The sequence below is a fragment of the Mycobacterium sp. genome (assembly GCF_035570115.1).
In the GTDB taxonomy this organism is placed as follows: domain Bacteria; phylum Actinomycetota; class Actinomycetes; order Mycobacteriales; family Mycobacteriaceae; genus Mycobacterium.
This window is the reverse complement of record NZ_DATMLH010000255.1, coordinates 18,864-45,836: the sequence shown is the minus strand read 5'-3', so window position 1 is coordinate 45,836 and position 26,973 is coordinate 18,864. Positions and strand designations below refer to the sequence as shown.

Below are 26,973 nucleotides of genomic sequence, written 5' to 3'. Positions count from 1 at the left end.
AGGTAAGGGACGCGCGTGATCTCAAAAGTGTTGGTGGCCAACCGCGGCGAGATCGCCATTCGTGCGTTCCGCGCCGCCTACGAGCTCGGTGTCGGCACCGTCGCGGTCTATCCCTACGAAGACCGGAATTCGGTGCACCGCCTCAAGGCCGACGAGTCCTACCAAATCGGGGAGATCGGCCACCCGGTGCGGGCTTATCTGTCGGTCGACGAAATCGTCGACACGGCTCGACGTTCCGGCGCCGATGCGGTTTATCCCGGGTACGGGTTCTTGTCGGAGAACCCCGAGCTGGCGGCCTCCTGCGCGGACGCGGGTATCACATTCGTCGGCCCTAGCGCCGAAGTGCTTGAGCTGACCGGCAATAAGTCCCGCGCGATCGCGGCCGCGCGCGAGGCCGGTCTACCGGTCCTCAGGTCGTCGGCACCGTCGGCATCTGTCGAGGAACTGGTGTCCGCCGCCGCGGACATGCAATTCCCGTTGTTCGTCAAGGCGGTGGCCGGCGGCGGGGGCCGCGGGATGCGGCGTGTCAGCGATCCGGCCGCGCTGCCTGAGGCCATCGAAGCCGCCAGCCGAGAAGCCGAGTCGGCGTTCGGGGATCCGACGGTCTACCTCGAGCAGGCGGTGATCAACCCACGCCATATCGAGGTGCAGATCCTCGCCGACAATCACGGGAACGTGATCCACCTCTACGAGCGAGACTGCAGTGTGCAGCGACGCCACCAGAAAGTCGTCGAACTGGCCCCCGCCCCCAACCTGGCCGAGGAGTTGCGCGCCAAAATCTGTTCCGACGCAGTGGCTTTCGCCCGCCAGATCAACTACAGCTGTGCGGGCACCGTGGAGTTCTTGCTGGACGAGCGCGGGCATCACGTCTTCATCGAGATGAATCCACGTATCCAGGTTGAGCACACCGTTACCGAGGAGATCACCGACGTCGATTTGGTTTCCAGCCAGCTGCGGATCGCGTCCGGGGAGACCCTCGAGGATTTGGGTCTGCGCCAGGAGACGGTCCGGCCGCATGGCGCTGCGCTGCAGTGCCGCATCACCACCGAAGATCCGGCCAACGGGTTCCGGCCGGACACCGGCCGGATCAGCGCCTACCGCAGCCCGGGCGGCGCGGGTATCCGGCTGGACGGCGGAACGAATCTGGGCGCTGAGATCAGCGCACACTTCGATTCCATGCTGGTCAAGCTGACTTGTCGGGGCCGCGACTTCCACACCGCTGTGAACCGGGCACGGCGCGCGATCGCCGAGTTCCGGATCCGTGGCGTGTCGACGAATATTCCGTTCTTGCAGGCGGTTCTGGACGATCCGGACTTCCAAGCCGGCCGCGTCACCACGTCCTTCATCGACGAGCGCCCGCAGCTGCTTACGGCACGATCGTCGGCCGATCGCGGTACCAAGATCCTCAACTACCTCGCCGACGTCACCGTCAACAAACCACATGGCTCACGAGCGTCGACGGTGTATCCGCAGGACAAGTTGCCCGACGTCGATCTGGAGGTCGCGCCACCGCCGGGCTCTAAGCAACGGCTGGTCGAGTTGGGACCTGAGGGTTTCGCGCGCTGGCTCAGGGAGTCGCCGGCGGTGGGCGTCACCGACACGACGTTTCGCGATGCCCACCAGTCGCTGCTGGCGACACGAGTACGCACCAGCGGTCTTGTGATGGTCGCGCCCTACATCGCCCGGACCATGCCGCAGCTGCTGTCCGTGGAGTGTTGGGGGGGTGCGACTTACGATGTGGCGCTGCGCTTCCTCAAGGAGGAGCCCTGGGAACGGCTGGCCGCACTGCGTGAGGCGATGCCCAACATCTGCCTGCAGATGCTGCTGCGGGGCCGCAATACCGTTGGCTACACACCGTATCCGGAGCTGGTTACGTCGGCGTTCGTGGACGAGGCGACGGCCACCGGTATTGACATCTTCCGGATTTTCGACGCGCTGAACAACCTAGAGTCGATGCGTCCAGCTATCGACGCGGTGCGCGAAACAGGCTCTGCGATAGCCGAAGTCGCGATGTGCTATACCGGCGACCTGTCCGACCCGGGTGAGCAGCTTTACACGCTCGACTACTACCTGAAATTGGCTGAGCAGATCGTGGACGCCGGCGCACATGTGCTCGGTATCAAAGACATGGCCGGATTGCTGCGGCCGCAGGCGGCACGGCAATTGGTCAGTGCGTTGCGCAGTCGCTTCGACCTGCCCGTGCACCTGCACACGCATGACACACCGGGCGGCCAGCTGGCCAGCTACGTGTCTGCCTGGCAGGCGGGCGCCGACGCAGTGGACGGTGCCGCCGCGCCAATGGCGGGAACGACCAGCCAGCCGGCACTGAGTTCGATCGTCGCCGCCGCCACGCACACCGAATACGACACCGGTCTGTCGTTGTCGGCGGTGTGCGCGCTGGAGCCTTACTGGGAGGCGCTGCGAAAGGTCTATGCGCCCTTCGAATCTGGGCTGCCCGGCCCAACGGGACGGGTCTATCACCATGAGATTCCGGGCGGGCAATTGTCGAATCTGCGCCAGCAGGCCATTGCGCTGGGGCTGGGGGATCGGTTCGAGGAGGTCGAAGAGGCCTACGCCGGTGCCGACCGGGTGCTGGGCCGGCTGATCAAAGTCACGCCATCGTCGAAGGTGGTCGGTGATCTGGCGCTGGCGTTGGTCGGCGCGGGTCTGAGTGCCGACGAATTCGCCGCAGATCCCGGGCGATTCGATATCCCGGAGTCAGTATTGGGATTCTTGCGGGGCGAGCTGGGTGACCCGGCAGGTGGGTGGCCCGAACCGCTGCGCACCAAGGCCCTGGCCGGCCGGGGCCCGGCCAAGCCTGTCGAGCAACTCACGCCGGAAGACGAGGCCACCCTCGCACTGCTTGGCGCGAAACGCCAAGCCACCCTCAACCGGCTGCTATTCCCAGGCCCCACAAGGGAATTCGAGGCGCACCGGGAAAGCTACGGCGACACGTCACAGCTGTCGGCGAACCAATTCTTCTACGGCCTGCGCCAAGGCGAAGAACACCGGGTGCACCTGGAGCCCGGCGTGGAACTGCTGATCGGCTTGGAGGCCATCTCCGAGCCCGACGAACGCGGCATGCGCACGGTGATGTGCATCATCAACGGTCAGCTGCGCCCGGTGGAGGTGCGTGACCGCGGCATTGCCAGCACGGTTCCGACCGCGGAGAAGGCTGACCGGGCCAACCCCAACCACGTCGCGGCACCGTTCGCCGGGGTCGTCACCGTCGGCGTCTCCGTCGGCGACCGGGTGAGCGCCGGCCAGACCATCGCGACCATCGAGGCAATGAAGATGGAAGCGCCGATCACTGCGCCCGCCAACGCCACCGTGGAGCGAGTGGCGGTGTCCGCCACCGCCCAGGTAGAGGGCGGGGATCTGCTGGTGGTGCTCACCTGACGCGCATCATCGGCGGCGTCGCCGGGGGACGGCGGATCGCGGTACCGCCGCGCGGAACCCGGCCGACCACCGATCGGGTTCGCGAATCGCTGTTCAACATCGTGGCCGCCCGGCGAAACTTCAACGGTATGTCTGTACTGGACCTATATGCCGGCTCGGGTGCGTTCGGCCTGGAGGCGCTGTCGCGCGGTGCGACGTCGGCCCTGTTCGTCGAGTCCGACCACCGCGCGGCGGCCGTGCTCGCGCGCAACATTGCCACCCTCGACCTGCCCGGCGCGACGCTGTGTCGCGGGTTGGTGACGGCCGTGCTGGCGACCGGTGCCGCAGCGCCGGTCGATCTCGTGTTGGCCGACCCGCCTTACGACGTCGAGACGGCCGACGTTCAGGCCGTTTTGGCCGCTCTGACCAGACACGGCTGGGCCCACGAAGGGACGCTCGCCGTTTTTGAACGCGGTGCCGGCAGCACGCCGCTGAGTTGGCCGAGTGGGTGGCATCCCTGGCAGCAGCGGGTTTACGGCGACACCCGTTTGGAGCTGGCCGAACGGCTGTCGGTAGGCGTGTAGCGTCTTCGCACATGAGCGGCGCGGTCTGCCCAGGGTCATTTGATCCGGTGACGTTGGGCCACATCGACGTTTTCGAACGCGCTGCGGCCCAGTTCGACGAAGTGGTGGTGGCGATTCTGGTCAACCCCGCAAAAAAGGGCATGTTCGACCTCGACGAGCGGATCGCGATGATCAAGGAGTCGACGACGCATCTGCCCAACCTGCGAGTGGAGGCCGGGGAAGGTCTGGTCGTCGACTTCGTCACCGCGCGTGGGATGACGGCCATCGTCAAGGGGCTGCGCACCGGCACCGACTTCGAATACGAGCTCCAGATGGCGCAGATGAACAATCACGTCGCCGGTGTCGACACCTTCTTCGTGGCAACCACACCGAGGTATTCGTTCGTGTCGTCATCGCTGGCGAAAGAGGTCGCGCTGCTTGGCGGTAATGTCTCCGAGCTGCTGCCCGAGGCGGTCAACCGCCGGCTGGCCGAAAAACTGCGCCAGCGCGGCCGGGCGTAAGCCACGGCCGCGCTGGCGGATTGGTTTCGTCAGCTCTCGGCGAGCGCGCTGTGCAGTGACTGCTTCGCTTCGGTGATCGCAGTCAAGACCTTGGTTCGAGCCTCGGCCAATTTGGCCTTCTGCGCGTCCGTGCCCGACCAGACGATGGTCCGCGCCAGTCCAGCAAGCTCGACGAGTCCCCAACGGATCTTGATGACGTCGCCGAACTTTGCGACCTGAGCGAGCCGGGCGTGGATGCCTTCACTCGTGACGCCCTTCCACGACAACACATTGGTGCCTTGCTCGGTCAGGGTGGCCACCCCGTCACTGACGGTCACGAAGCCGCGACCCGCGAGGTGTCCAATTGCAAGCTCGACGATCCCTTCCGGGGGAGTGAGAGCGCCGTCGGTCGCCTCGGATACGCGCTGCACAATCTGCGCGGCGTTCGCCGGCCCATCGAGCAGCAGGGCGGCGGTGCCGATCACCACCCGCTTGCGCGGCCCGCCGAAACCGTGTCCGCCGAAACCGGGCCCGCCGAAACCGGGCCCACCAAAGCCGGGCCCACCAAAGCCGGGCCCACCAAAGCCGGGTCCACCCCAGCCGTGTCCACCGAAGCCGGGTCCACCCCAGCCGTGTCCACCAGTAAATCCACCACCGAACACCCTTGTTCTCCTTCAGTTAACGGCGACTAGTCAACCGACTCAGTCGCCGAGGTTTATATCTAGTTCCTTGATACGCGGCCCGCCGATACGTGTCAAGTAACTTGATATGAAGGTTGGATGCGGACGCGGGCGCCCGTCCGATACTGACTCACCGGGCAACGCGCTGGCTAATCGGCGCCTTGGACCACGCATCCATGCCAGCATGGACGAGATGAGCGAACCCGATGATCAACCGCTGGGCTTTCTGGTGCGCCGGTTGATGGGGCGACTGCGACCCCAGGCGGCGACGGCGTTGCGACCGCTGGGGCTCGGATTGCCCGAATTCGTCTGCATGCGCATTCTCGATGCGTATCCGGGCCGTACCAGCGCCGAGCTGGCGCGGCACACCTACGTCACTGCGCAAGCGATGAATCAGGTTTTGCAAGGACTGCAAGAGATGGGCGTCGTTACCCGCCCCGCGACGGCGCCGTTAGGCCGCGCACTGCCGGCCCAGCTCACCCGCAAGGGCAGGGCGCTGCTCAAGCGCGCGGAAGCGGCCGTCGACGCGGCCGATGAACAGATGCTGGCGCATCTCAGCCCGGCCGAACAACGCCAACTCAAGCGGCTGCTCTACCGCGCCGGGAATCCGTCAACTGACGATGCCTCACCGTGCGACTCTGCCGCCGAATTACGGGTCGACCAGAAGTAGCCGCCCGCGGCTGCCGGCCACGCTACTAATGGCAGTGATCGTGATGGTCGTGCTCCGTGTCCGGAGAGCCGCCCATCATGCGCAGCATCGGGATGCCGCCCGTCGTCACGAACCGTACGACGAGCACCGTGGCCAGCGCGAGGAAGGCGATATTGAGCCAGGTGGTGTAGTTCAACGAAATCCCGGCGTGCATCACCGTTGCATTGCGTTGCGACGGAATGAGACTCGCTGCGCCGAAAACCAATTCGACGAGGTAGCCGGCCACGACCATCGCAGCGTAGAAGGTGCCCAGCAGCGTCAGCATCATCGCCGTGCCGTAGTACTTGCGGTAGATATTCAAGATCGGCAGGATCAACAGGTCGGCGAAGATGAATGCGACGACGCCGCCGAAGCTGATGCCGCCGTTCCACAACACCGCGGCCAGCGGAACGTTGCCGATCGAGCAGACGAACGAGACGATCGCGACGACGGGCCCCACGATCGGTCCCCACAGCGTCGACAAAACTGGATGGTCGACGAAAAAGAAGTGTTGCCAGAATGATTCGGGCACCCAGGCCGCGATGGCACCCGCGATCAGCAGCCCCAGAATCAGATCACGAAGGATCGCGCTCCATTCCATGACAAACACGTGGGAGACCGAGGTAAGACCTTCCCGCGAAAACAGCCGCCGCCAAAACGGGCCATCCCCTTGAATCGACATGTCCATGGCCGCATGGCCTTCCATCGACCCGGCTAACCCCCGATCGGCCTGTCGACGGGCGGCGTCGACGAGCCGCGTGCGCACGAACAGCCGGAACAACACGGCCAGAACCACGATCATCAACGGACCACCGATGAATTCCGCCGCGGTGAACTGCCAGCCCATCAGCAGAGCCAGGATGATGCCCAACTCCACCACCAGATTGGTGGAGCCGATCTCGAAGGCCATGGCGGCGGTGAAATTGGCGCCCTTGCGGAACAGCGACCGGGCCAGGGCCACCGCGGCATACGAGCACGACGACGACGCGGCGCCCAGTCCGGCCGCGATCGCCAGCGTGCGGGGCCGGTCGTCGCCCAGCAGAGCCACCACGGTCGATCGACGCACGACGGCCTGTACCACCGCCGAAAGGGCGAAGCCCAGGATCAACGCCCACAGGATCTCCCACGTCATCGACCCTGCCAGCGCCAACGCATGCCCAACCGCTCCCGCCGCTTCCTTTAGCACCAGACCCTCCACTTCGGCCGTTGTGCCTATCTTGGCCCATTCAAGGTACCCCCAGGGGGTATCTTCGCATCTTTGTGCGGTCGTCGGCCCCTTTAGGCTCGCGTCGATCCATAATTGCCGTAAATCCGCCCGAGCCGACATAATGACGCCAAGTGTGCAGGTGAGTGGGCGCAGCTCCGGTCGCATAAAGCCCGACACACCGGGCTCGCAACTCAGTCACAGGTGTAACACCAGGCACACTGGTAACAACAACGATGCCGGGAGGGTGTTGCCGTGTACCGAGTATTTGAGGCGCTCGACGAGCTGGGTGCCATTGTCGAAGAAGCTCGTGGTGTGCCGATGACCGCGGGCTGCGTGGTGCCCCGCGGCGACGTGCTCGAACTGATCGATGACATCAAGGACGCGATCCCGGGCGAGCTCGATGACGCCCAGGACGTGCTCGACGCCCGCGACTCGCTGCTGCACGAGGCCAAGGCGCATGCGGACTCCGTGATGTCCTCGGCCAATACCGAGTCCGACTCGATGCTCAACCACGCCCGAACGGAGGCCGACCGGGTCTTGGCCGAGGCGAAAGCGCAGGCCGATCGGATGGTGGGCGAGGCGCGCCAGCACAGCGAACGAATGGTTTCCGAAGCACGTGAGGAAGCGATCCGTATCGCGGCGGCGGCCAAACGCGAGTACGAGGCCACCACAGGCCGCGCCAAGACCGAATGCGACCGGCTTGTCGAAAACGGCAACATCTCCTACGAGAAAGCCGTGCAAGAGGGCATCAAGGAACAGCAGCGCCTGGTCTCCCAGACCGAGGTCGTGCAATCGGCCAACGCCGAGTCCACCCGGCTCATCGACGCGGCGCACGCCGAAGCCGACCGGCTGCGCGGTGAATGCGACATCTACGTCGACAGCAAGCTGGCCGAGTTCGAGGAGTACCTCAACAGCACCCTGCGCTCGGTCAACCGCGGCCGCCATCAACTGCGGACGGCGGCGGGCGTGCACGACTACGCGCAGCGCTAACCCTGGCACCGGCGACACTGGGCGGCTGTTGGGCGCCCGTAGGATTGCGACTATGGCCCGGCAGCACAGCCAAACGGCGCAGCCGAATCCGGCCTCGCCGCTAGCCGTCAACATCGCGCGGCTGGGACGACGCCCGGGATCGATGTTTCCCCTGCACGACGTCGTGCCCAGCCCGTCGCGCATCGGCCTGGAAATGATCGGAATCCAGGCCGACGCGCCATTGGAGCTCGATCTCCGCGTCGAATCGGTGTCCGAAGGCGTGCTGGTGACCGGGACGCTGACCGCGCCCACCACCGGCGAATGTGCCCGCTGCCTGACGCCGTTCAGCGGGCGCGTCGAAGTCGCGCTGACCGAGCTGTTCGCCTATCCGGACAGCATCACCGACGCGACGACCGAGGAGGACGAGGTCGGTCGGGTCGTCAACGACATCGTCGATCTCGAGCAGCCGATCATCGATGCAGTGGGACTGGAACTGCCGTTCTCGCCGGTGTGCCGGGCGGATTGCCCGGGGCTGTGTCCGCATTGCGGCATCCCGCTGGCAACCGCCGAGCCCGGTCATCACCACGACGAGATCGATCCGCGCTGGGCCAAGCTGGCCACCATGATGCGGACCGACGACGACGGGGGCGCGGAGTGAATGACCTCCTCGACGCGCTCGGCGTCGATCTGCCCGATGAGCTGCTGACCTTGGCGCTGACCCACCGCAGCTACGCCTACGAGCACGGCGGTCTACCCACCAACGAGCGCTTGGAGTTTCTCGGCGACGCGGTCCTCGGGCTGATCGTCACCGACGAACTGTTCCACCGGCACCCCGACCGCTCGGAGGGGGATCTGGCCAAACTGCGGGCCAGCATCGTCAACACCCAGGCGTTGGCCGAAGTCGCGCGGAATCTGACCGAGCAAGGCCTCGGCGCGCATCTGCTCCTGGGACGGGGCGAGGCCAACACCGGTGGGGCCGACAAATCCAGCATCCTGGCAGACAGCATGGAATCGCTGCTGGGAGCGATCTACCTGCACCACGGTATGGACAGCGCGCGGGGGGTGATCCTGCGGTTATTCGGTCCCCTGATGGACGCCGCGCCGACCCTGGGCGCCGGATTGGATTGGAAGACCAGCCTGCAGGAGCTGACCGCAGCCCGCGGCCTTGGCGCGCCGTCGTATCAGGTCAGCTCGACCGGACCCGACCATGACAAAGAGTTCACCGCCGTCGTGGTCGTGACCGACACCGAATACGGTTCGGGTGTGGGCCGATCGAAGAAGGAAGCCGAGCAGCATGCCGCGGCTGCCGCCTGGAAAACCCTGAGCGTGCTCGACAGCGCGTGATCTAGATGCCCGAACTACCCGAGGTTGAGGTGGTGCGGCGCGGCTTGCAGGCCCATGTGGTGGGCAGGACCATCACCGCCGTCCGAGTGCATCACCCCCGCGCAGTGCGCCGCCACGAGGCCGGCCCCGCCGACCTGACCGCGCGGCTGCTGGACGCCCGGATCACCGGCACCGATCGGCGCGGAAAGTATCTGTGGCTCCTGCTGGACGAGGGCGACTGCGCGCTCTTGGTCCACCTTGGCATGAGCGGTCAGATGCTGCTCGGGACGGTGCCGAACGTGGGCCACCTGCGGATCGCGGCGGTCCTCGACGACGGTACGACGCTGAGCTTCGTCGACCAGCGCACTTTCGGCGGGTGGCTGCTCGCCGAGATGGTGACGGTGGACGGCAGCGTGGTTCCGGCGCCCGTCGCCCACTTGGCGCGCGATCCTCTCGACCCGCGATTCGACATTGAGGCCGTGGTCAATGTGTTGCGGCGCAAGCATTCCGAAATCAAACGCCAGCTGCTCGACCAGACGGTGGTGTCGGGCATCGGCAACATCTACGCCGACGAAGCGTTGTGGCGGGCCAAAGTGAACGGCGCGCGTCTTGCCGACGCCTTGACGCGGCGGCAGCTGACCGCGGTGCTGGAGGCGGCCGCCGAGGTGATGCGTGACGCGCTGGCGCAGGGCGGCACGTCGTTCGATTCGTTGTACGTCAACGTCAACGGCCAGTCCGGCTACTTCGACCGCTCGCTCAACGTGTACGGCCGCGAAGGCAAGGCCTGCCGCCGCTGCGGCGCGGTGATCCGCCGGGAGAAGTTCATGAACCGCTCGTCGTATTACTGCCCGCGGGATCAGCCGCGGCCGCGCCGGTAAGCGCGCCGGGTGCGTGGCGGATCGCCCGCTGACTGGCGGGGCCCGCCGGTGCCGCCAGTCAGAACGCCATCATCCCGCCGCCGCCAACAAGCTCGATCAGGGGGGTGTATATGTCGGTGACCAGGAGGCCTTCGACCTCAACCCCGTCCGTTCCATTCCCGCCTCCTGGCAGGAGGCCGAGCAAGAAGTCGGTGAATTGGATGTCGGGGCCGGCGCCGGATGGATCGTGTAGGTCGTCAAACAAGGTAGTTATATGGTTGTTGAGAACCGCCTCCTCAGTGATGGGGGCCCTCGCCGCGGGCTCGGCGTCCGCCGCTGCCGCGTCTAGCATCCGCATCCCGCCGCCCCCGTCAAGAAGGTTGATCCCGTCGGTTGCAAGGTTGGCCACGGTGGTTTCGGCGTCGATCCCGAGCGTTCCGTCGGCGCCTCCCGGCAGGGAGGCATAGATGGAGTCGAGGAGTCCGTTTTCGGGGCCAGCGAGGAATTTAAGCCCTAGGTCGTCATCGAGGGCAATTACATCGCCGTTAGCAATCGACTCCGGGCTCCGACCGGTGATATCGGACACGGAGTCGCCCGCGGCGGCGGCCCCAATGGCATCGTCCGTGGTGTCGGCGTAGGCGAGGGGCGCCGGGATCATCGCGGCGGCCAGCGCAGCGCCGGCAGCCGCGCTGAGAACGGCAGCGTAGGCGCCCCGTCGGCGGCGCCGCTGGCAAACATCGCGGTCACTGCGGTGGTCCTTATTCATGATTGAGCCCCCAATCGGTTGATGGTCTTGCTAACTCAGGTTGAGCTGGTGAATACATTAGACACGCATAGAATGCTAGTAATAGGACACTGATAGAGTAATTAAAACGATACATTACTGTTATGTAAACGTGACTTTCTGTCGGCGGTGGTGCCGCCGACGCGAGCGGGGCGGCCACTCGAACTTCTCCGCGCTACCCTCGATCTCGCTCCAAACCAAGGCCGGTAGAAAGAACCCATGACTGAACTGTGGGTGGAACGCACCGGGGTGCGCCGCTATACCGGGCACAGCTCGCGCGGGGCCCAAGTACTCATCGGCTCCGAGGACGTCGACGGGGTATTCACTCCCGGCGAGTTGATGAAGATCGCGCTCGCGGCCTGTAGCGGGATGTCCAGTGACCACCCGGTGGCCCATCGGCTTGGCGACGACTACCAGGCGACGATTCGGGTGTCCGGCGACGCCGACCGCGAGCAGGAGCGCTATCCGCTGCTGCAGGAGACCCTCGAAATCGACATGTCAGGGTTGTCGGACCAAGAGAAGGAGCGCCTGCTGGTTGTGGTCAACCGAGCCGTCGACCAGGTGTGCACGGTCGGTCGAACTCTGAAATCTGGCACGACGATCACCTTCGAGATAGCCGATGTCGGAGCCTGACCCGGAAGCTGACGGCGTACGCCTGACCGCGTGGGTGCACGGGCGGGTGCAAGGTGTTGGCTTCCGGTGGTGGACTCGCTCGCGGGCGCTGGAACTCGGGCTGACCGGCTACGCCGCCAACCGTCCCGACGGCCGGGTGCAGGTCGTCGCGCAGGGCCCCCGTGACGCGTGTGAACGGCTGTTACGCCTGTTGCAGGACGGGAAAACGCCAGGCCACGTCGACAACGTTGTCGTCGATTGGTCGCCGCGCGGCGAACCGATCAGCGGCTTCACCGAGCGGTAGTCTGGCACGCCGTGTACCTCAAGAGCCTGACGCTGAAGGGCTTCAAATCCTTCGCCTCGCCGACGACGCTGCGGTTTGAGCCCGGCATCACCGCGGTCGTCGGGCCTAACGGGTCGGGCAAATCCAACGTGGTGGATGCGTTGGCCTGGGTGATGGGGGAGCAGGGCGCCAAGACGCTGCGGGGCGGCAAGATGGAAGACGTCATCTTCGCCGGAACGTCGTCGCGGGCTCCGCTGGGCCGCGCCGAGGTCATTGTCACCATTGACAACTCCGACAACGCTTTGCCGATTGAATACTCCGAAGTATCGATTACCCGCCGGATGTTTCGCGACGGCGCCAGCGAATACGAAATCAACGGCAGCAGCTGCCGTTTGATGGACGTCCAGGAGCTGCTGAGCGACTCCGGCATCGGCCGCGAGATGCATGTCATCGTCGGACAGGGCAAGCTGAACGAGATCCTGGAGTCACGGCCGGAGGATCGTCGGGCATTCATCGAAGAAGCCGCCGGTGTGCTCAAGCACCGCAAGCGCAAGGAAAAAGCCGTCCGCAAGCTTGAGGCGATGTCGGCGAACCTGGCCCGGCTCACCGATCTGACCACCGAACTGCGCCGCCAGCTCAAACCGCTGGGCCGCCAGGCCGAGGTGGCTCGCCGGGCCCAGACCATCCAGGCCGATCTGCGTGATGCCCGGTTGCGGCTGGCCGCCGACGACGTGGTCGTGCGGCAGGCCGAGCTCAACGACACCAACCAGGCCGAGGCCGCGTTGCGCCGCGAACACGACGAAGCCGCGGCCCGGATGGCGGTGGCGTCCGACGAGCTGGCCGCCCAAGAAGCCGCGCTGGCGTCCCTGTCTGAACGTGCGGAGTCAGGTCAGCAGACCTGGTTTCGGTTGTCCGCCTTGGCCGAACGGGTAAGCGCGACCGTGCGCATCGCCAGCGAGCGTGCTCAGCATCTGGACGTCGAGCCGACCACGACCGGCGGACCTGACCCCGATGCGTTGGAGGCGGAGGCTCAGCAAGTGGCTGCCGCCGAGCAGCAGCTGCTGGCCGAGCTGGCCGCAACCCGCACCCGACTTGACGCCGCGCGAACTGAGCTCGCCGGCCGTGAGCGCGATGCCGCCGAAGCCGAACAGGCCCACCTGGCGGCGGTGCAGGCAGAGGCCGACCGCCGCGAGGGCCTGGCCCGGCTGGCCGGCCAGGTCGAGACCATGCGCGCGCGCGTCGAGTCGATTGATGACAGCGTGGCCAAGTTGTCGGAGCGCATCGAGGAGGCCGCCGCCCGCTCCCATCACGCGCAGGTGGAGTTCGAAACCGTGCAGGGCCGGGTCGGTGAGCTCGACCAAGGCGAAATCGGCCTCGACGACCACCACGACCGGATGGTGGCGGCCTTGCGGCTGGCCGACGAGCGGGTCGCCGAACTGCAGTCGGCCGAGCGTGGCGCCGAACGCCAAGTGGCTTCGTTGCGGGCCCGGATCGACGCGTTGTCGACCACGCTCGAGCGCAAGGACGGCGCTGACTGGCTCACCCGAAATCGCGGCGGCGCAGGGCTTTTCGGGTCCGTGGCAAAACTGGTCAAGGTGCATTCGGGTTATGAAGCCGCGCTCGCTGCGGTGCTGGGCGCGGCCGCAGATGCGCTGGCCGCCGACAGCTTCAGCGCGGCGGCTTCCGCGGTGAGCGCGCTGAAGCAGGCCGACGGCGGTCGCGCGGCCATTGTGCTCGGCGACTGGCCGGCCATAGAAGACCCAGCGCCGGCGACGTACCCCCTGCCCGACGACGCGCGGTGGGCGCTCGACCTGGTCGAGGCGCCGGCGAGGCTGCGTGGCGCGATGATCGCGTTGCTCTCTGGCGTCGCGGTGGTCGGCAACCTCACCGAGGCAATGGATCTGGTGGCCGCCCGCCCGCGGTTGCGCGCGGTCACCCGCGACGGCGATCTGGTGGGTGCGGGCTGGGTCAGCGGCGGGTCCGACCGCAAACCGTCCACGCTGGAGATCACCTCCGAAATCGCCAAGGCGCGTAGCGAACTGGCGGCATCCGAGACGCAGGCCAGCCAGCTCGCAGCGGCGTTGTCCGGGGCGCTGAGCGAACAGGCGGCTCGCCAGGACTCCGCCGAACAGGCGTTGGCCGCGCTCAACGAGTCCGACGCCGCGATCTCGGGGATCTACGAGCAGCTCGGTCGGCTCGGCCAGGACGCCCGGGCCACCGAAGGGGAGTGGCGCAGGCTGCTGCGCCAACGTGAGGAGTTAGAGGCCGGACGCGCTGAAACCCTGGCCGAGCTGGGTGAACTCGAGACCCGGCTGCGCAACGTCGAGCAGACACAGCACGTCGCGGCCGAGCCGGGCGACCGGCAGCAGATCGCTGCGGCGGCCGAGGCGGCTCGCGGCGTCGAGGTGGAAGCCCGGTTGGCGGTGCGCACCGCCGAGGAGCGCGCCAATGCCGTTCGCGGACGCGCGGATTCGCTGCGTCGCGCCGCTCTTGCGGAACGCGAGGCGAGGCTACGTGCCCAGCAGGCCCGCGCCGCGCGTGAGCACGCAGCCGCAGTGGCCGCGGCGGTGGCCGCCGCCGGGCGGCGGCTGGCCGGGCGGCTGGATCAGGTGGTCGCGGCCGCGTCGCACAACCGCGACGTGCTCGCCGCCGAACGCCAACAGCGGTCGGTTGCCATGGCGGCGGTTCGCGAAGAGGTGAACGCACTGGGCAGCCGGATCACCGCGCTTACCGAGTCGTTGCACCGGGACGAGGTGGCCAAGGCGCAGGCGGCGCTGCGGATCGAGCAGCTCGAGCAGATGGTGCTCGAGCAGTTCGGGATGGCGCCAGACGATCTGGTCGCCGAATACGGCCCACAGCTTTCGCTGCCGCCGACCGAGCTGGAGCTCGCCGAGTACGAGCAGGCCCGCGAGCGTGGCGAACAGGTGACCGCGCCGGCACCCATGCCGTTCGACCGCCCCACCCAGGAGCGTCGCGCCAAACGGGCCGAGCGAGAGCTGGCCGAACTGGGCCGGGTCAACCCGTTGGCGCTGGAGGAGTTCGCGGCGCTGGAAGAACGCTACAACTTCTTGTCCACCCAACTCGAGGACGTCAAGGCCGCACGCAAGGATCTGCTTGACGTGGTGGCCGACGTGGACGCCCGCATCCTGCAGGTGTTCGCCGACGCTTACGCCGATGTGGAGCGCGAGTTCCGCGGGGTGTTCGCCGCCCTGTTCCCCGGCGGTGAGGGCCGGTTGCGGCTCACCGACCCCGACGACATGCTGACCACCGGCATCGAGGTCGAGGCCCGCCCGCCCGGTAAGAAGGTCAAGCGGCTCTCGCTGCTATCCGGCGGGGAGAAGTCGCTGACCGCGGTCGCGATGCTGGTGGCGATCTTCCGGGCCCGCCCGTCGCCGTTCTACATCATGGACGAGGTGGAAGCGGCGCTCGACGACGTGAACCTGCACCGGTTGCTGAACTTGTTCGAGCAGCTGCGCACCCAGTCGCAGCTGATCGTCATCACGCACCAGAAGCCGACGATGGAAGTTGCCGACGCGCTCTACGGCGTCACGATGCGCGACGACGGCATCACCGCGGTGATCTCCCAGCGGATGCGCGGCCAGCAGGTCGACCAGCTGGTCACCACTACTTAGCGAGGAACACGTTGTCGCAAGGTCTCTGGATCGCGATCGCAGTCGCCGCGGCGCTGATCGTCATCGCCGTGTTGGTCCTGGGTCTGCTCCGATATCGCCGGCGGCAGATCAGCCTCTCAGCCCGCGAGCAAACCGACACCCTCGATCGCTCGGGGGGCTACACCGCGTCGTCAGGAATCGCCTTCAGCCGCACCGAAACTCCGGAACGGATCGATACCACCGGCCTGCCCGCCGTCGGCGACGACGCGACCATTCCGCGCGATGCCCCGAAGCGTCCGATCTCCGATGTCCAACTGCCCGAACCGGATACCGTAGATATCGCGGCGCCTCCACCGGTGCAGGCGCCTGCACCGTCAACGCCTCCGCCCGCAGCCGAGCCCGCAGCCGAGCCGACGGCACCGGACGTTGAAGCCATCGCACCGCCCGAAGGACGGTTGGAGCGACTGCGCGGCCGGCTTTCCCGGTCACAGAATGCGTTGGGCCGCAGCCTGTTAGGACTCCTTGGCGGTGGCGATCTCGACGAAGGCTCCTGGGAGGAAGTAGAGGACACCCTGCTGATCGCCGACTTGGGCCCGACGGTCGCCACGTCGGTGGTGACTCAGTTGCGCAGTCGGCTCGCGGGCAAAGACGTACGCACCGAGGCCGATGCCCGTGCGGTGCTGCGGGAGGTGCTGATCACCGAGCTGCAACCCGACCTGGACCGGTCCGTTCGCGCGTTGCCGCACGACGACCACCCCTCGGTGCTACTGGTCGTCGGCGTTAACGGCACCGGCAAGACCACCACCGTCGGCAAACTGGCGCGGGTATTGGTCGCCGACGGCCGGCGGGTGGTGCTGGGCGCCGCCGACACTTTCCGGGCCGCCGCCGCCGATCAGTTGCAGGCCTGGGCCGCGCGGGTGGGCGCCGAAGTGGTGCGCGGAGCCGAAGGCGCCGACCCGGCGTCGGTGGCGTTCGACGCCGTCGACAAGGGCATCGCCGTGGGCGCCGACGTCGTGGTGATCGACACCGCAGGCCGGCTGCACACCAAAACCGGGTTGATGGACGAGCTCGGCAAGGTCAAACGGGTGGTGACGAGGCGCGCGGCGGTCGACGAAGTGCTGCTGGTGCTCGACGCCACCATCGGTCAGAACGGGCTGGCGCAGGCGCGGGTCTTCGCCGACGTCGTCGACATCACCGGAGCGGTACTGACCAAGCTGGACGGAACCGCCAAGGGTGGCATCGTTTTCCGGGTCCAGCAGGAACTGGGGGTGCCGGTGAAGCTGGTCGGGCTCGGGGAGGGACCCGACGACCTTGCGCCGTTCGAACCCGCCGCCTTCGTCGACGCCCTGCTCGGTTGATCGAAGGGTCGGGCTCAAGCAGCGCGAGCTCGCATGCATACCGCCGAAGAGCGATGCAACATCTTTCCGGGCGGAGTTGCGCTTTTCACCGAACGAGCATCGCGAGGCGCGTGCGGTCGCTACCGTGGCGAGTATGGCGCCGAGCGGCGTGCTGATCACCGCGTTGCGCGATCTGCAGTGGCGACGGCGGCGCTTCGTTATTGCGGTCATCGGCACCGGCGTGGTGTTCGCGATGACCCTCGTCCTGACCGGACTGGCGAATGGCTTTCGCTTCGAGGCTCGGCACACGGTTGATTCGCTGGGCATCGACACCTACCTCATCAAGGCGGGCGCAGTGGGCCCATTCCTGGGTGCGGCGATGTTCCCCGTGGCAGAAGCACAGGCCGTCGGCAGGGTCCCGGGCGTCGAATCGGCGATCCCGCTGGTCTTCGCCCAAGAGGCACTGCAGGACCGCGGTTCATCGCAGAACGTCAACGTGTTCGGTATGCCCGAACACGGACCGGGGATGCCGACAATGGCGGCTGGGCGGGCACCCTCGAGCCCCGGCGAGGTCGCGATATCGAAGACCCTCGGGCGCGCTGTCGGCGACCATGTCGAGATCGGGTCGCGCGTAGTGCGGATCGTCGGACTCGTCGACAAATCCACCGCGCTCGCGGGCCAGGCCAACGCATTCCTTACCGTCGAAGGGGCGCAGCAAGTGCTGTTTTCGGGGCAGCCGCTAATTTCCGCCGTCGGCTTGCGCGGCACAGCGGCGGAGATACCCGACGGCTACCGCATCGTGGGTCGCGACGCTGCGATAAACGACCTGTTGCGCCCGCTGCAAAAGGCCTTCGGGGCGCTGTCCTACCTGGCGATTCTGCTGTGGGCGGTTGCGGCGCTGATCGTGGGATCGCTGATCTATCTGTCCGCGCTGGAGCGGACCCGCGACTTCGCGGTGTTCAAAGCGGTCGGTGTCGCCACTCGCTCGGTGCTCGCCGGTCTGGTACTGCAGGCGGTGATCGTGGCGGTGCTCGCGGCGGCGCTCGGCGCGGTGCTGTCGCTGGGGCTCGCTCCGACGTTCCCCATCCCCGTGGTGGTGCCCACCTCGGCCTTCGTGTTGCTTCCGGTGATCGCGGTGGTGATCGGTCTGCTGGCCAGCGTCGCGGGAATGCGGCGCGCGGTGACCGTGGACCCGGCGCTTGCGTTCGGAGGCCCGTGACCGTGGGTGATCTGCGCATCAAAGATCTCGTCGTCGAATACTCCAGCGACCGGTACGCGGTCCGCCCGATCGACGGCCTTGACCTGGAGGTCACCGCGGGATCGCTGGTAATCCTGCTGGGCCCGAGCGGGTGCGGGAAGACCACGTTGCTGTCGTGTCTGGGCGGCATCCTCAGCCCAACTGGCGGCCGCATCGGGTTTGGCGACGTCGAGGTCACCGCGCTGGATCGCCGCGCGCTTGCCGCGTACCGACGCGACACCGTCGGCATCGTATTCCAGGCGTTCAACCTGGTAGCGAGCCTCAGCGCGGTTGAGAACGTGATGGTGCCGCTATGGGGGGCCGGATGGTCGCGTCGCGCGGCGCAAGAGCGCGCCGAGGAGTTGTTGACGCGCGTCGGACTGCAGGACCGGATGAGGCACCGACCCGGCGACTTGAGCGGCGGTCAGCAGCAACGGGTGGCGGTCGCCCGCGCGATCGCCTTGGACCCGCCGTTGATCTTGGCCGACGAACCCACGGCGCACCTGGACTTCATCCAGGTAGAAGAGGTACTGCGGCTGATCCGCGAGCTGGCGACGGGTGAGCGGGTTGTCGTGGTCGCTACGCACGACACCCGGATCCTCCCGCTCGCCGACCGCGTCGTCGAGATGGTGCCGCAGTTCATCTCGATCCACCGGGAGCCCGAAACAGTCAGTCTCACAAGCGGTTCCGTGCTATTCGAGCAGGGCAGCATAGGGGACCTGATCTACATTGTCTCCGAAGGCGAACTCGAAGTCGTACGCGAGCTGGCGGCCGGCGGTGAAGAGCTACTCAAGGTCGCCACGTCCGGCGACTACTTCGGCGAGATCGGACCACTGTTCGGTATGCCCCGCTCGGCGACGGTGCGTGCCCGTACCGATGCGACCGTCGTCGGCTACACCGTGCAGGCGTTCCGGGAGCGACTCGGCGCCGCCGGCTTGCGCGACCTCATCGAGCATCGCGACATCGCAATAAATTAGCGGCGCCGGCAACCCAAAACTTCGTGTCGGAGATGGCAACGGTGATATGGCGGACATCGTTGACCAACAGTGAAACGATACTGACGTGGACCCCAGCGGGGACGGTGGCGGTGGACCGACCCCGACGGGGTTGATCTGCGGCTCTTGCGGCGCGCAGTCCAGCTCGACGGCCAAGTTCTGCGGCGAGTGCGGTGTGCGCCTTACGGAGGCCACCCGGTCGGCTGAGTACAAGCAGGTCACGGTTCTCTTCGCCGACGTGGTCCACTCGATGGATATTGCGGCAGCCGTTGGGGCGGAGCCGTTGCGGGAGATCATGTCCGGCCTGGTAGACCGCGCTTCGGCGGTGGTGCAGCGCTTCGGCGGCACAGTCGACAAGTTCACCGGGGACGGCATCATGGCCGTCTTTGGCGCACCGATGGCGCTGGAAGATCATGCGCTGCGCGCCTGTCGGGCGGCGCTCGGTATTCAGGATGAGGTCAAGCGCTGGGCGGTTGAGGTGGAGCGCGACCACGGCGTGGATCTGCGGCTGCGGGTGGGTCTCAATTCAGGTCAGGTCATTGCCGGTGAGATCGGTTCGGGCGCTAGGGGTTACACCGCGATTGGTGAGCAGGTGGGCATGGCGCAGCGGATGGAGTCGGTGGCGCCGCCGGGTGGGGTGATGCTCAGTGCGTCTACCGTGCGGCTGGTTGAGGGCGCCGCGGTGTTGGGTGAGCCGGAGATGGTGCACATCAAAGGCGCCAAGGATGCGGTGTCGGCGCGGCGGCTGCTGGGGGTGGCGTCGCAGCCAGGGGGGATCGGTCGCTTTGAGACCACGTTGGTGGGACGTCAATGGGAAGTGAACACCGTCACAGCCATTTTGGATCGATCGATCGGTGGCCACGGAGGTGTGGTGTGTGTGGGGGGAGCGGCGGGCATCGGCAAGAGCCGGCTAGTTCACGAGGCCGCCGCCATCGCGCGCCGCCATGGTGTCCAGGTGTTTTCGACCTTTTGTGAGTCGCATGCCGGTGACATTTCGTTTCATGTGGTGGCGCGGCTGCTGCGGGCCATCGGCGGGATCAGCGATCTTGATGGTGAGGCCGCGCGGGCGCGGCTGCGCAGCCGATTTCCTGTCGACGTCGATCCGCAGGATCTGGTGTTGCTGGATGACCTGTTGGGCATTCGTGATCCGGATACCGTGCTGCCCTCTATCGACCCGGCCGCGCGGGGGCGCCGGTTGACCGCGCTGATCAATTCCTGGTCGCTGGCGCGCACCGAGCCGGTGGTCTACATCGTCGAAGACGCGCATTGGATCGACGCGGTCAGCGAATCCATGCTGGCCGAGTTCTTGAAGGTGATTCCGCACACCCATTCGATGGTGTTGGTCACCTACCGCCCGCACTACCACGGGGCGCTCGCGCAGGTGCCCGGTGCGCAGACGGTGGCGCTGGCGCAGCTGGGTGATGCGGACACTTCGGCGTTGGTCGGTGAGTTGGTGGGCGCGGATGCCTCGGTGGGCGCGGTGGCCGCGTTGATCAGCGAACGGACCGCCGGTAACCCGTTTTTCGCGCAGGAGATGGTGCGCGAGCTTGCCGAGCGCGGTGTGCTGGAGGGTCAGCGCGGTGGTTATCGGTGCGGCGCTGATGTGGCCGAGGTCAGTGTGCCGGCCACGGTGCAGGCGGTGATCGCCGCGCGTATCGATCGGCTCGAGTCGGGGGCCAAGCAGACGTTGAGCGCCGCGGCGGTGATCGGATCACAGTTCGGCCCGGATCTGTTGGCCAGCCTGGGGATCGATCCGGCCCTCGAGGCGCTGGTCGAGGCGGAGTTGATTGATCAGGTGAGGTTCACCCCGCGCGCCGAGTACGCATTTCGGCATCCGTTGATCCGCGCGGTGGCCTACGAGTCGCAACTGAAATCAGATCGGGCCAAGCTGCACCGGCGCCTGGCCGCGGCCGTCGAGGCCGGCGACCCGGGATCGGTTGAGCAGAACGGGGCGGTGATCGCTGAGAATCTGGAGGCAGCCGGCGATGTGCGGCTCGCCTATGGCTGGCATATGCGGGCAGGCGCGTGGTCGACGCACCGCGATTTGGCCGCGGCGCGGCTGAGTTGGGAGCGCGCGAGCGAGATCGCCGACGCGTTGCCCATCGACGATCCGGCGCGCACCGGGATGCGTATCGCGCCGCGAACGCTGCTCTGCGGCACCGCTTACCGAGTCCATGCCGAAGACTCCCTGACGCGCTTTGAGGAGCTGCGTGAACTGAGCACGCTGGCCGGCGACAAGGCATCGTTGGCGATGGGCATGGCCGGGCAGGTGATGGACCACTGGATTCATGCCCGCGTGCGGGAGGCCTCGGCGCTGGCGGACGAACTCATGGCCCTGGTCGAGGCGATCGCCGATCCGGAGCTGATAGTCGGGCTGTCGTGGATCCCGACACTGGTCAAGATCGAGACCGGCGAACACTCCGACGTGGCGCGCTGGTCACAGACCGTCATCGAGCTGGCCGACGGTGACCCCACCAAAGGCAACTTCATCATGGGCTCTCCGCTTGCGTTCGCCCACGGCACGCGCGCGGTTGGCCGAGCGGGGGTGGGCCGCCCGCTGGCGGAGGTGCTGCCTGCCCTCCCCGTCGCCGTCGCCATGGCCCGTGAGACGGACCCGACGACCCATGCCATGGTCGTCGCCTTCACATACGGACTAGGGATAGGCGTAAAGGCGCTGTTGGCCGACGACGCCGCGCTGGAGCTCATTGAGGAGGCGGTGCAGATCGCCGAACGGTCCGCTGACGATTTCGCGCTGGGCCACGCCCGATACGCGCTGGGCCTGGCGCTGATGCACCGCGACGCCCCAGCAGATCGCGAGCGTGGACTGACGGCACTCGAACAACTTCGCGATATGTGCCAACGCGACCACTGGACCCTATCCGAGGTACCGGAGATCGAGGCTTTCATCGCCTTCGAGCAAGCCAGCCGTGGAGACCCCGATGGTGCCATCGCGACGTTGCGGGCAGCCGTGGACGACCTGTTCGAGGCCGGACAGTTCGGCTGGTGCATCCCTCCCACCGGCATGTTCGTGGAGACGCTGCTGACCCGCGGTGGCGAGGCTGATCTGCAGGAAGCCCAAACCGCGATCGAGCGGTTGGCGGCCGCCCCGAACCACGAAATGGTGGACCGCGAGATCTGGCTGCTGCGGCTCCGCGCGCTGCTGGCCGGCGCCCGCGGCGACGAGGCCGCCCACCAAGATTTCAGCCGGCAATACCGCGCCATGGCCACAAAGCTTGGCCGACTGGGGCATATGGCGATGTCTGACTCGTGGACTGTCCGCGCTGCGGCGGCAGGCGCAAGCCGAATATTATCTGCTTCGGCGCGAATGTCCCGAAAGCCCGTGTGGAATAAGGTTATTCAATGGTCGACAGCGCCGAGGCGGCGCACGAAGTCAGATCCGAGGTAGTTGGCCCCGAAATCGCCCCGATGGCAGCCGTCGGATTCTGACCCAACCCCCGTGCCCAGGCGCGGGTCTTCTACGAGGTCGTCGACATCACCGGAGCTGTGCCGACCAAGCTGGACGATGATCTTGCGCCGTCCGAACCCGCCGCCTTCGATGACGCAGTTCGCGGTTGAGCGGCGGGAGAAAATTCTGTAACACGGGCGAAACCTGCCAGCGTGTTATTTCGAAACAACGACTTTGCATTGTCTTGACCACGGGTCATCGGTCGCTCCCGCGCTGGACGCGGCCTTGCCAAAGGAGGTTAGGGGCAGTGGACCAATTCCCCACGATGGGAGTGCCAGACACCGGCGATACCGCCTGGATGCTGGCGAGTTCCGCGTTGGTGCTGTTGATGACCCCCGGACTGGCGTTCTTCTACGGCGGGATGGTTCGCGTCAAGAGCGTGCTCAACATGATCATGATGAGCGTCATCGCCATGGGCGTCGTCACCGTGCTGTGGGTGCTCTACGGATACTCCGTTGCCTTCGGCGACGACGTCGGCAACATCGCCGGCAATCCGACCCAATACTGGGGCCTGAAGGGTCTGATCGGAGTCAACGGTGCCGCCGCCAGCGGCAGCACGGCTGCGACCACCATCCCATTGGCGGGCACGCTCCCGCAGACCGTCTTCGTGGCATTCCAGCTGATGTTCGCCATCATCACGGTGGCGTTGATCTCCGGAGCCGTCTCCGACCGGTTGAAGTTCGGCAGCTGGACGATATTCGCCGCACTGTGGGCGACCGTCGTCTACTTCCCGGTCGCGCACTGGGTGTTCTGCAGCGACGGCGTCACCGGAGCCCACGGCGGCTGGATCAACAACAAACTGCACGCGATCGACTTCGCCGGGGGCACGGCGGTCCATATCAACGCCGGTATGGCGGGGTTGGTGTTGGCGATCGTGCTGGGCAAGCGCAAAGGCTGGCCGGCTACCACGTCGCGACCGCACAATGTGCCATTCGTGATGCTGGGTGCGGGTCTGCTGTGGTTCGGTTGGTACGGGTTCAACGCCGGTTCGGCTACCAGCTCAAACGGAGTCGCCGGGTCGACGTTCATCACCACCACGGTGGCCACCGCCGCAGCAATGCTGGCCTGGCTGCTCACCGAGCGCATCCGAGACGGGCATGCGACAACGCTCGGGGCGGCGTCGGGCATCGTGGCCGGACTGGTCGCGATCACCCCCTCGTGTTCGTCGGTCAATGTGCTCGGCGCACTAATAGTGGGTGCAGTGGCCGGTGTGCTATGTGCTTTGGCGGTCGGTCTGAAGTTCAAGCTCGGCTTCGACGACTCGCTTGACGTGGTCGGGGTCCACCTGGTCGGAGGAATCGCGGGCACACTGCTGGTGGGCCTGCTGGCGGCCCCGCAGACCATCGCCATTGCCGGGGGTGGGGGTCACACGTCGGCAGGATTGTTCTACGGCGGCGGCTTCGCTCAGCTGATCCGACAGACTATCGGGGCCTCGAGTGTTCTGGCGTACTCGGGAATCGGCACACTTGTCATAGCCTTGCTTCTGAAGTACACGATCGGGCTCCGTCTGAACGCCGAGGACGAAGCCACGGGCATCGACGAGGCGGAGCACGCTGAGAGCGGCTACGAGTTCGCGCTTGTCGGCACCAGTTCGGTTGTTGTCCATTCGGCTGAAGAGGGAAAAGGAAATGAAGCTGATCACCGCGATCGTGAAGCCGTTCACGCTCGAGGACATCAAGGCCAGCCTTGAACAGGTGGGAACCCTGGGCATGACGGTCAGCGAAGTTCAAGGGTACGGCCGGCAGAAGGGGCACACTGAGGTTTACCGCGGTGCTGAATACTCGGTGGACTTCGTGCCAAAAGTGCGGATCGAGGTCTTGGTCGAAGACTACGACGCAGACAAGGTCCTGGACAGCATCGTGCGCGCCGCACGTACCGGTAAGATCGGCGACGGCAAAGTGTGGGTCAGCGCCGTGGAAACGGTGGTGCGGGTGCGCACCGGCGAACGCGGGGCCGACGCGATTTAACACACGCCGTATGAAGACTCCTCCGGAGTAGCCGATCCGACCTGGACGGGAATGAAACAGCGCGGAGCAGAGACGCCCGATCCGTCTTCGTCGGAGGCCGCGTCAGTCGGTAGTGCCGACCCGGTAACCGATCTACCCGCAGCCCGCGAAAGCCTGCTTGCCCGCGGGGCGGGTGAACTCGATTCGGCTGCTTTGCGCCAAGCCTGGGGTGATCTGCACGAATCTTGGTTGACCGCAAAGGCCACCCAGATCGGTATCACGGCCGGCAGCGGCTTTTCGATCGTGGCGACCGGCTCACTGGGCCGTCGTGAGCTGGTGCCCTACTCTGACCTGGACCTCCTGCTGTTGCATGATGGCATGCCCACGGACACCGTGCGGCAGATCGCGGATCAGCTGTGGTATCCGTTGTGGGACGCGAACATTCGTCTTGATCACAGCGTGCGCACGGTTGCCGAGACGCTTCGGGTTGCCGCTGCCGACGTATCGGCCGGCCTGGCCATGCTGGATGCGCGGCACATCGCCGGCGATGAGCAGCTGTCGGCCCGGCTGATCGAGGGCGTGCGGGGGCAGTGGCGGACCGGAATCCGTTCGCTGTTCGGCGAACTCGTCGAAGAGACGCATGCCCGGTGGCGGCGCATAGGTGAGATCGCACACCGCGCCGAACCCGACCTGAAGTTGGGCCGCGGCGGCCTGCGCGATCTTCAGTTGCTCGACGCGCTGGCTATCGCCCAGCTCGCCGACCGTCTCACCGTCGGCCGACCGGAGAATCCACTGGGTTCGCTGACCGACGCCCATATGACCCTGCTCAACGTCCGGACCGAACTTCACCGGGTGTCCGGCCGCGGGCATGACCTGGTGTTGGCCCAATTCGCCGACGAGATCAGCGCGGCTCTGCACATCGGCGACAGATTCGACCTGTCCCGCACGCTCTCCGACGCGGGCCGCACCGTCAGCTATCGCGTCGACGCCGGGCTTCGCACTGCCGGTAACGCGCTTCCGCGGCGTGGGATTTCGGCAATCCGGCGGCGGCCGCGTCGACCGCTGGACGAGGGGGTGGTCGAGTATGACGGGGAGATCGTGCTGGCCCGCGACGCCCGACCGCAAAGCGACCCCGTGCTGCTGCTGCGAGTGGCGGCGGCATCGGCGAGTAATGGTCTGCCGATTGCGATGTCTACGCTGAGCCGGCTGGCCGACTCCGCGGCGGAACTCCCGACGCCGTGGCCGCGCGAGGCGTTGGACAACTTACTGGTCCTGCTGGCCGCCGGCCCGGACACGATAGCTGTCATCGAAACCCTCGACCGGACCGGGTTGTGGGTCCGTCTTTTTCCGGAATGGGCGGCGATCCGCGACCTTCCGCCCCGTGACGTTATCCATATCTGGACCGTCGATCGCCATTCGGCCGAGGTCGTCTCCCGAGCAAGGATTTTCACTACCCGGGTGGCTCGTCCCGACTTGCTGCTGCTCGCTGCATTGGTGCACGACCTGGGGAAGGGACGGGGTGTCGACCACAGCGTGCTGGGCGCTGAGTTGATCACCCAGATCGGTACCAGGCTCGGTATCTGGCCGTCCGACATCGAATTGCTTGCCAAGCTGGTGCGCCACCACTTGTTGTTGTCGATAGTCGCGACCCGCCAGGACCTCAACGACCCACAGACCATCGCCACCGTCTGCGAGACGTTGGATGGAGATCCGGTACTGCTCGACGTGCTGCATGCGCTGACCGAGGCCGATTCGCTGGCCACCGGGCCAGGGGTGTGGAGTGACTGGAAGGCATCGTTGGTCGGAGACCTGGTGCGCCGCAGCCGGATGGCGATGATCGGCGAGCCGTTGCCGCACGCCGATCCGCTTGACCCCGAGTATCTTTCGCTGGCGGCCGACCACAAGGTGCATGTGGAGCTGCGACCCGGCAGCAGCCAGCGCCTCTACCACGTGGTGGTGATCGCCCCGGACCAGCGTGGGCTGCTGTCCAAAGCGGCCGGCGTGTTGGCGTTGAACTCGCTGCGCGTGCATTCGGCGTCGGTGAACATTCACGAGGGTTCGGCGATCAGCGAATTCGTGGTCTCGCCGCACTTCGGTTCACCGCCCGCCGCCGGATTGTTGCGTCAGCAACTCGTCGGCGCACTGGGCGGCGAGGTTGATGTGTTGGGCACGCTGGAGCATCGGAACAGCACGGAGAATCCCAAGCCCGTCGGTGAGGCGCCGACAGCGGTTCCGGTTCACGGGCTGACCGCCCCGCCCCGGATTCTGTGGTTAGAAGGCGCACCCGACCGATCGCTCGTCGAAGTCCGCGCGTCCGACCGTACCGGTTTGCTTGCGTTGCTTACCGGAGCGCTGGAGCGCGCCGGAGCGGACATCGACTGGGCCAAGGTGACCACGCTGGGGTCGATGGTGGACGACGTGTTCTGTGTCGGCTTGCCTGACGATGCGGACGCGCGAAATGTGGTGGAGCAACACTTGTTGGCCGTGCTGGGCGCGCCGGGGGGCGTCGCGGCCGTCTAGCCACCGGCAAAGAAGTC

General features: G+C 66.5%; 21 protein-coding genes and 1 pseudogene. 19 read left to right on the top strand and 3 right to left on the bottom strand.

The window, feature by feature from the left end:
- The first annotated feature begins 15 nt into the window (after positions 1-15).
- The 3 genes from VNW74_RS24055 to coaD are packed head-to-tail and all read left to right on the top strand — an operon-like array spanning position 16 to position 4,462.
- The gene (locus tag VNW74_RS24055) at positions 16-3,399 is read left to right on the top strand and encodes a pyruvate carboxylase (protein WP_325681479.1); all 3,384 of its coding nucleotides are present in this window, start codon (positions 16-18) and stop codon (positions 3,397-3,399) included.
- On the top strand, positions 3,396-3,962 hold the full coding sequence (rsmD, locus tag VNW74_RS24050) for a 16S rRNA (guanine(966)-N(2))-methyltransferase RsmD (RefSeq protein ID WP_325681502.1): 567 nt from the start codon (positions 3,396-3,398) through the stop codon (positions 3,960-3,962). The genes VNW74_RS24055 and rsmD overlap by 4 nt, the downstream gene beginning before the upstream one ends.
- 11 nt (positions 3,963-3,973) lie before the next feature.
- Complete coding sequence (gene coaD, locus VNW74_RS24045; protein WP_325681477.1) at positions 3,974-4,462, top strand: pantetheine-phosphate adenylyltransferase; 489 nt, start codon at positions 3,974-3,976, stop codon at positions 4,460-4,462.
- A 29-nt stretch (positions 4,463-4,491) separates the two neighbouring features.
- Here the strand turns inward: coaD and VNW74_RS24040 are convergent, their stop codons facing one another.
- Positions 4,492-5,103 carry a hypothetical protein gene (locus VNW74_RS24040; protein WP_325681476.1) on the bottom strand — a complete coding sequence of 204 codons (612 nt, stop codon included), beginning with the start codon at positions 5,101-5,103 and terminating at the stop codon, positions 4,492-4,494.
- A gap of 211 nt (positions 5,104-5,314) precedes the next feature.
- Here VNW74_RS24040 and VNW74_RS24035 point away from each other — a divergent pair, with 211 nt between their 5' ends.
- A complete protein-coding gene (locus VNW74_RS24035; protein WP_414686760.1) occupies positions 5,315-5,791 on the top strand; it encodes a MarR family winged helix-turn-helix transcriptional regulator in 477 nt (158 codons plus the stop codon).
- A 25-nt stretch (positions 5,792-5,816) separates the two neighbouring features.
- Here VNW74_RS24035 and VNW74_RS24030 read toward each other — a convergent pair whose 3' ends face one another.
- A complete protein-coding gene (locus tag VNW74_RS24030; RefSeq protein WP_414686759.1) occupies positions 5,817-7,007 on the bottom strand; it encodes a permease in 1,191 nt (396 codons plus the stop codon).
- 261 nt (positions 7,008-7,268) lie between these two features.
- On the opposite strand from VNW74_RS24030, the gene sepIVA reads away from it, so the two are divergent.
- Genes sepIVA through mutM form a run of 4 tightly spaced genes read left to right on the top strand, consistent with a single transcriptional unit; the run spans position 7,269 to position 10,186 of the window.
- Positions 7,269-8,006, top strand: a complete 738-nt coding sequence (gene sepIVA, locus VNW74_RS24025; RefSeq protein WP_325681470.1) for a cell division protein SepIVA — start codon at positions 7,269-7,271, stop codon at positions 8,004-8,006.
- 52 nt (positions 8,007-8,058) lie between these two features.
- Positions 8,059-8,643: a DUF177 domain-containing protein gene (locus VNW74_RS24020; RefSeq protein ID WP_325681468.1), complete on the top strand. Its 585-nt coding sequence runs from the start codon at positions 8,059-8,061 to the stop codon at positions 8,641-8,643.
- Positions 8,589-9,329: a ribonuclease III gene (gene rnc / locus VNW74_RS24015; protein ID WP_414686761.1), complete on the top strand. Its 741-nt coding sequence runs from the start codon at positions 8,589-8,591 to the stop codon at positions 9,327-9,329. The genes VNW74_RS24020 and rnc overlap by 55 nt, the downstream gene beginning before the upstream one ends.
- A 5-nt stretch (positions 9,330-9,334) precedes the next feature.
- The gene (gene mutM / locus VNW74_RS24010; RefSeq protein WP_325681464.1) at positions 9,335-10,186 is read left to right on the top strand and encodes a DNA-formamidopyrimidine glycosylase; all 852 of its coding nucleotides are present in this window, start codon (positions 9,335-9,337) and stop codon (positions 10,184-10,186) included.
- Between the two features lie 58 nt (positions 10,187-10,244).
- Here mutM and VNW74_RS24005 read toward each other — a convergent pair whose 3' ends face one another.
- Entirely contained in the window at positions 10,245-10,823 is a 579-nt protein-coding gene (locus VNW74_RS24005; RefSeq protein ID WP_325681462.1) for a hypothetical protein, read from the bottom strand.
- A 345-nt stretch (positions 10,824-11,168) separates the two neighbouring features.
- Between VNW74_RS24005 and VNW74_RS24000 the strand changes: the two genes are divergently transcribed.
- The 11 genes and pseudogenes from VNW74_RS24000 to VNW74_RS23955 all read left to right on the top strand — a co-directional run bounded on the left by VNW74_RS24000 (position 11,169) and on the right by VNW74_RS23955 (position 26,956).
- The gene (locus VNW74_RS24000; RefSeq protein WP_325681460.1) at positions 11,169-11,582 is read left to right on the top strand and encodes an OsmC family protein; all 414 of its coding nucleotides are present in this window, start codon (positions 11,169-11,171) and stop codon (positions 11,580-11,582) included.
- A complete protein-coding gene (locus tag VNW74_RS23995) occupies positions 11,569-11,865 on the top strand; it encodes an acylphosphatase (protein ID WP_325681458.1) in 297 nt (98 codons plus the stop codon). The genes VNW74_RS24000 and VNW74_RS23995 overlap by 14 nt, the downstream gene beginning before the upstream one ends.
- An 11-nt stretch (positions 11,866-11,876) precedes the next feature.
- Entirely contained in the window at positions 11,877-15,476 is a 3,600-nt protein-coding gene (smc, locus tag VNW74_RS23990) for a chromosome segregation protein SMC (RefSeq protein ID WP_325681456.1), read from the top strand.
- Between the two features lie 11 nt (positions 15,477-15,487).
- On the top strand, positions 15,488-16,813 hold the full coding sequence (gene ftsY / locus VNW74_RS23985) for a signal recognition particle-docking protein FtsY (RefSeq protein WP_325681454.1): 1,326 nt from the start codon (positions 15,488-15,490) through the stop codon (positions 16,811-16,813).
- Positions 16,814-16,961: 148 nt separating this feature from the next.
- Entirely contained in the window at positions 16,962-18,011 is a 1,050-nt protein-coding gene (locus VNW74_RS23980) for an ABC transporter permease (protein ID WP_325681500.1), read from the top strand.
- A gap of 2 nt (positions 18,012-18,013) precedes the next feature.
- Positions 18,014-19,006: an ATP-binding cassette domain-containing protein gene (locus tag VNW74_RS23975; RefSeq protein ID WP_325681498.1), complete on the top strand. Its 993-nt coding sequence runs from the start codon at positions 18,014-18,016 to the stop codon at positions 19,004-19,006.
- A gap of 85 nt (positions 19,007-19,091) precedes the next feature.
- Positions 19,092-22,430, top strand: a complete 3,339-nt coding sequence (locus VNW74_RS23970) for an adenylate/guanylate cyclase domain-containing protein (RefSeq protein ID WP_325681452.1) — start codon at positions 19,092-19,094, stop codon at positions 22,428-22,430.
- A gap of 44 nt (positions 22,431-22,474) precedes the next feature.
- Positions 22,475-22,600, top strand: a pseudogene (locus tag VNW74_RS31975) (hypothetical protein); the annotation flags it as partial.
- Between the two features lie 137 nt (positions 22,601-22,737).
- Complete coding sequence (locus VNW74_RS23965; RefSeq protein WP_325681450.1) at positions 22,738-24,180, top strand: ammonium transporter; 1,443 nt, start codon at positions 22,738-22,740, stop codon at positions 24,178-24,180.
- Entirely contained in the window at positions 24,119-24,457 is a 339-nt protein-coding gene (locus VNW74_RS23960; RefSeq protein ID WP_325681448.1) for a P-II family nitrogen regulator, read from the top strand. The genes VNW74_RS23965 and VNW74_RS23960 overlap by 62 nt, the downstream gene beginning before the upstream one ends.
- Before the next feature lie 51 nt (positions 24,458-24,508).
- Positions 24,509-26,956 carry a [protein-PII] uridylyltransferase gene (locus VNW74_RS23955; protein WP_325681446.1) on the top strand — a complete coding sequence of 816 codons (2,448 nt, stop codon included), beginning with the start codon at positions 24,509-24,511 and terminating at the stop codon, positions 26,954-26,956.
- Positions 26,957-26,973 lie beyond the last annotated feature (17 nt).

Coding starts and splice junctions, on each gene's coding strand:
- coaD (WP_325681477.1), top strand. CDS start 3,974: ATGAGCGGCGCGGTCTGCCCAGGGTCATTTGATCCGGTGACGTTGGGC.
- VNW74_RS24035 (WP_414686760.1), top strand. CDS start 5,315: ATGAGCGAACCCGATGATCAACCGCTGGGCTTTCTGGTGCGCCGGTTG.
- VNW74_RS24020 (WP_325681468.1), top strand. CDS start 8,059: ATGGCCCGGCAGCACAGCCAAACGGCGCAGCCGAATCCGGCCTCGCCG.
- mutM (WP_325681464.1), top strand. CDS start 9,335: ATGCCCGAACTACCCGAGGTTGAGGTGGTGCGGCGCGGCTTGCAGGCC.
- VNW74_RS24005 (WP_325681462.1), bottom strand. CDS start 10,823: ATGATCCCGGCGCCCCTCGCCTACGCCGACACCACGGACGATGCCATT.
- VNW74_RS24000 (WP_325681460.1), top strand. CDS start 11,169: ATGACTGAACTGTGGGTGGAACGCACCGGGGTGCGCCGCTATACCGGG.
- VNW74_RS23995 (WP_325681458.1), top strand. CDS start 11,569: ATGTCGGAGCCTGACCCGGAAGCTGACGGCGTACGCCTGACCGCGTGG.
- VNW74_RS23960 (WP_325681448.1), top strand. CDS start 24,119: ATGAAGCTGATCACCGCGATCGTGAAGCCGTTCACGCTCGAGGACATC.
- VNW74_RS23955 (WP_325681446.1), top strand. CDS start 24,509: ATGAAACAGCGCGGAGCAGAGACGCCCGATCCGTCTTCGTCGGAGGCC.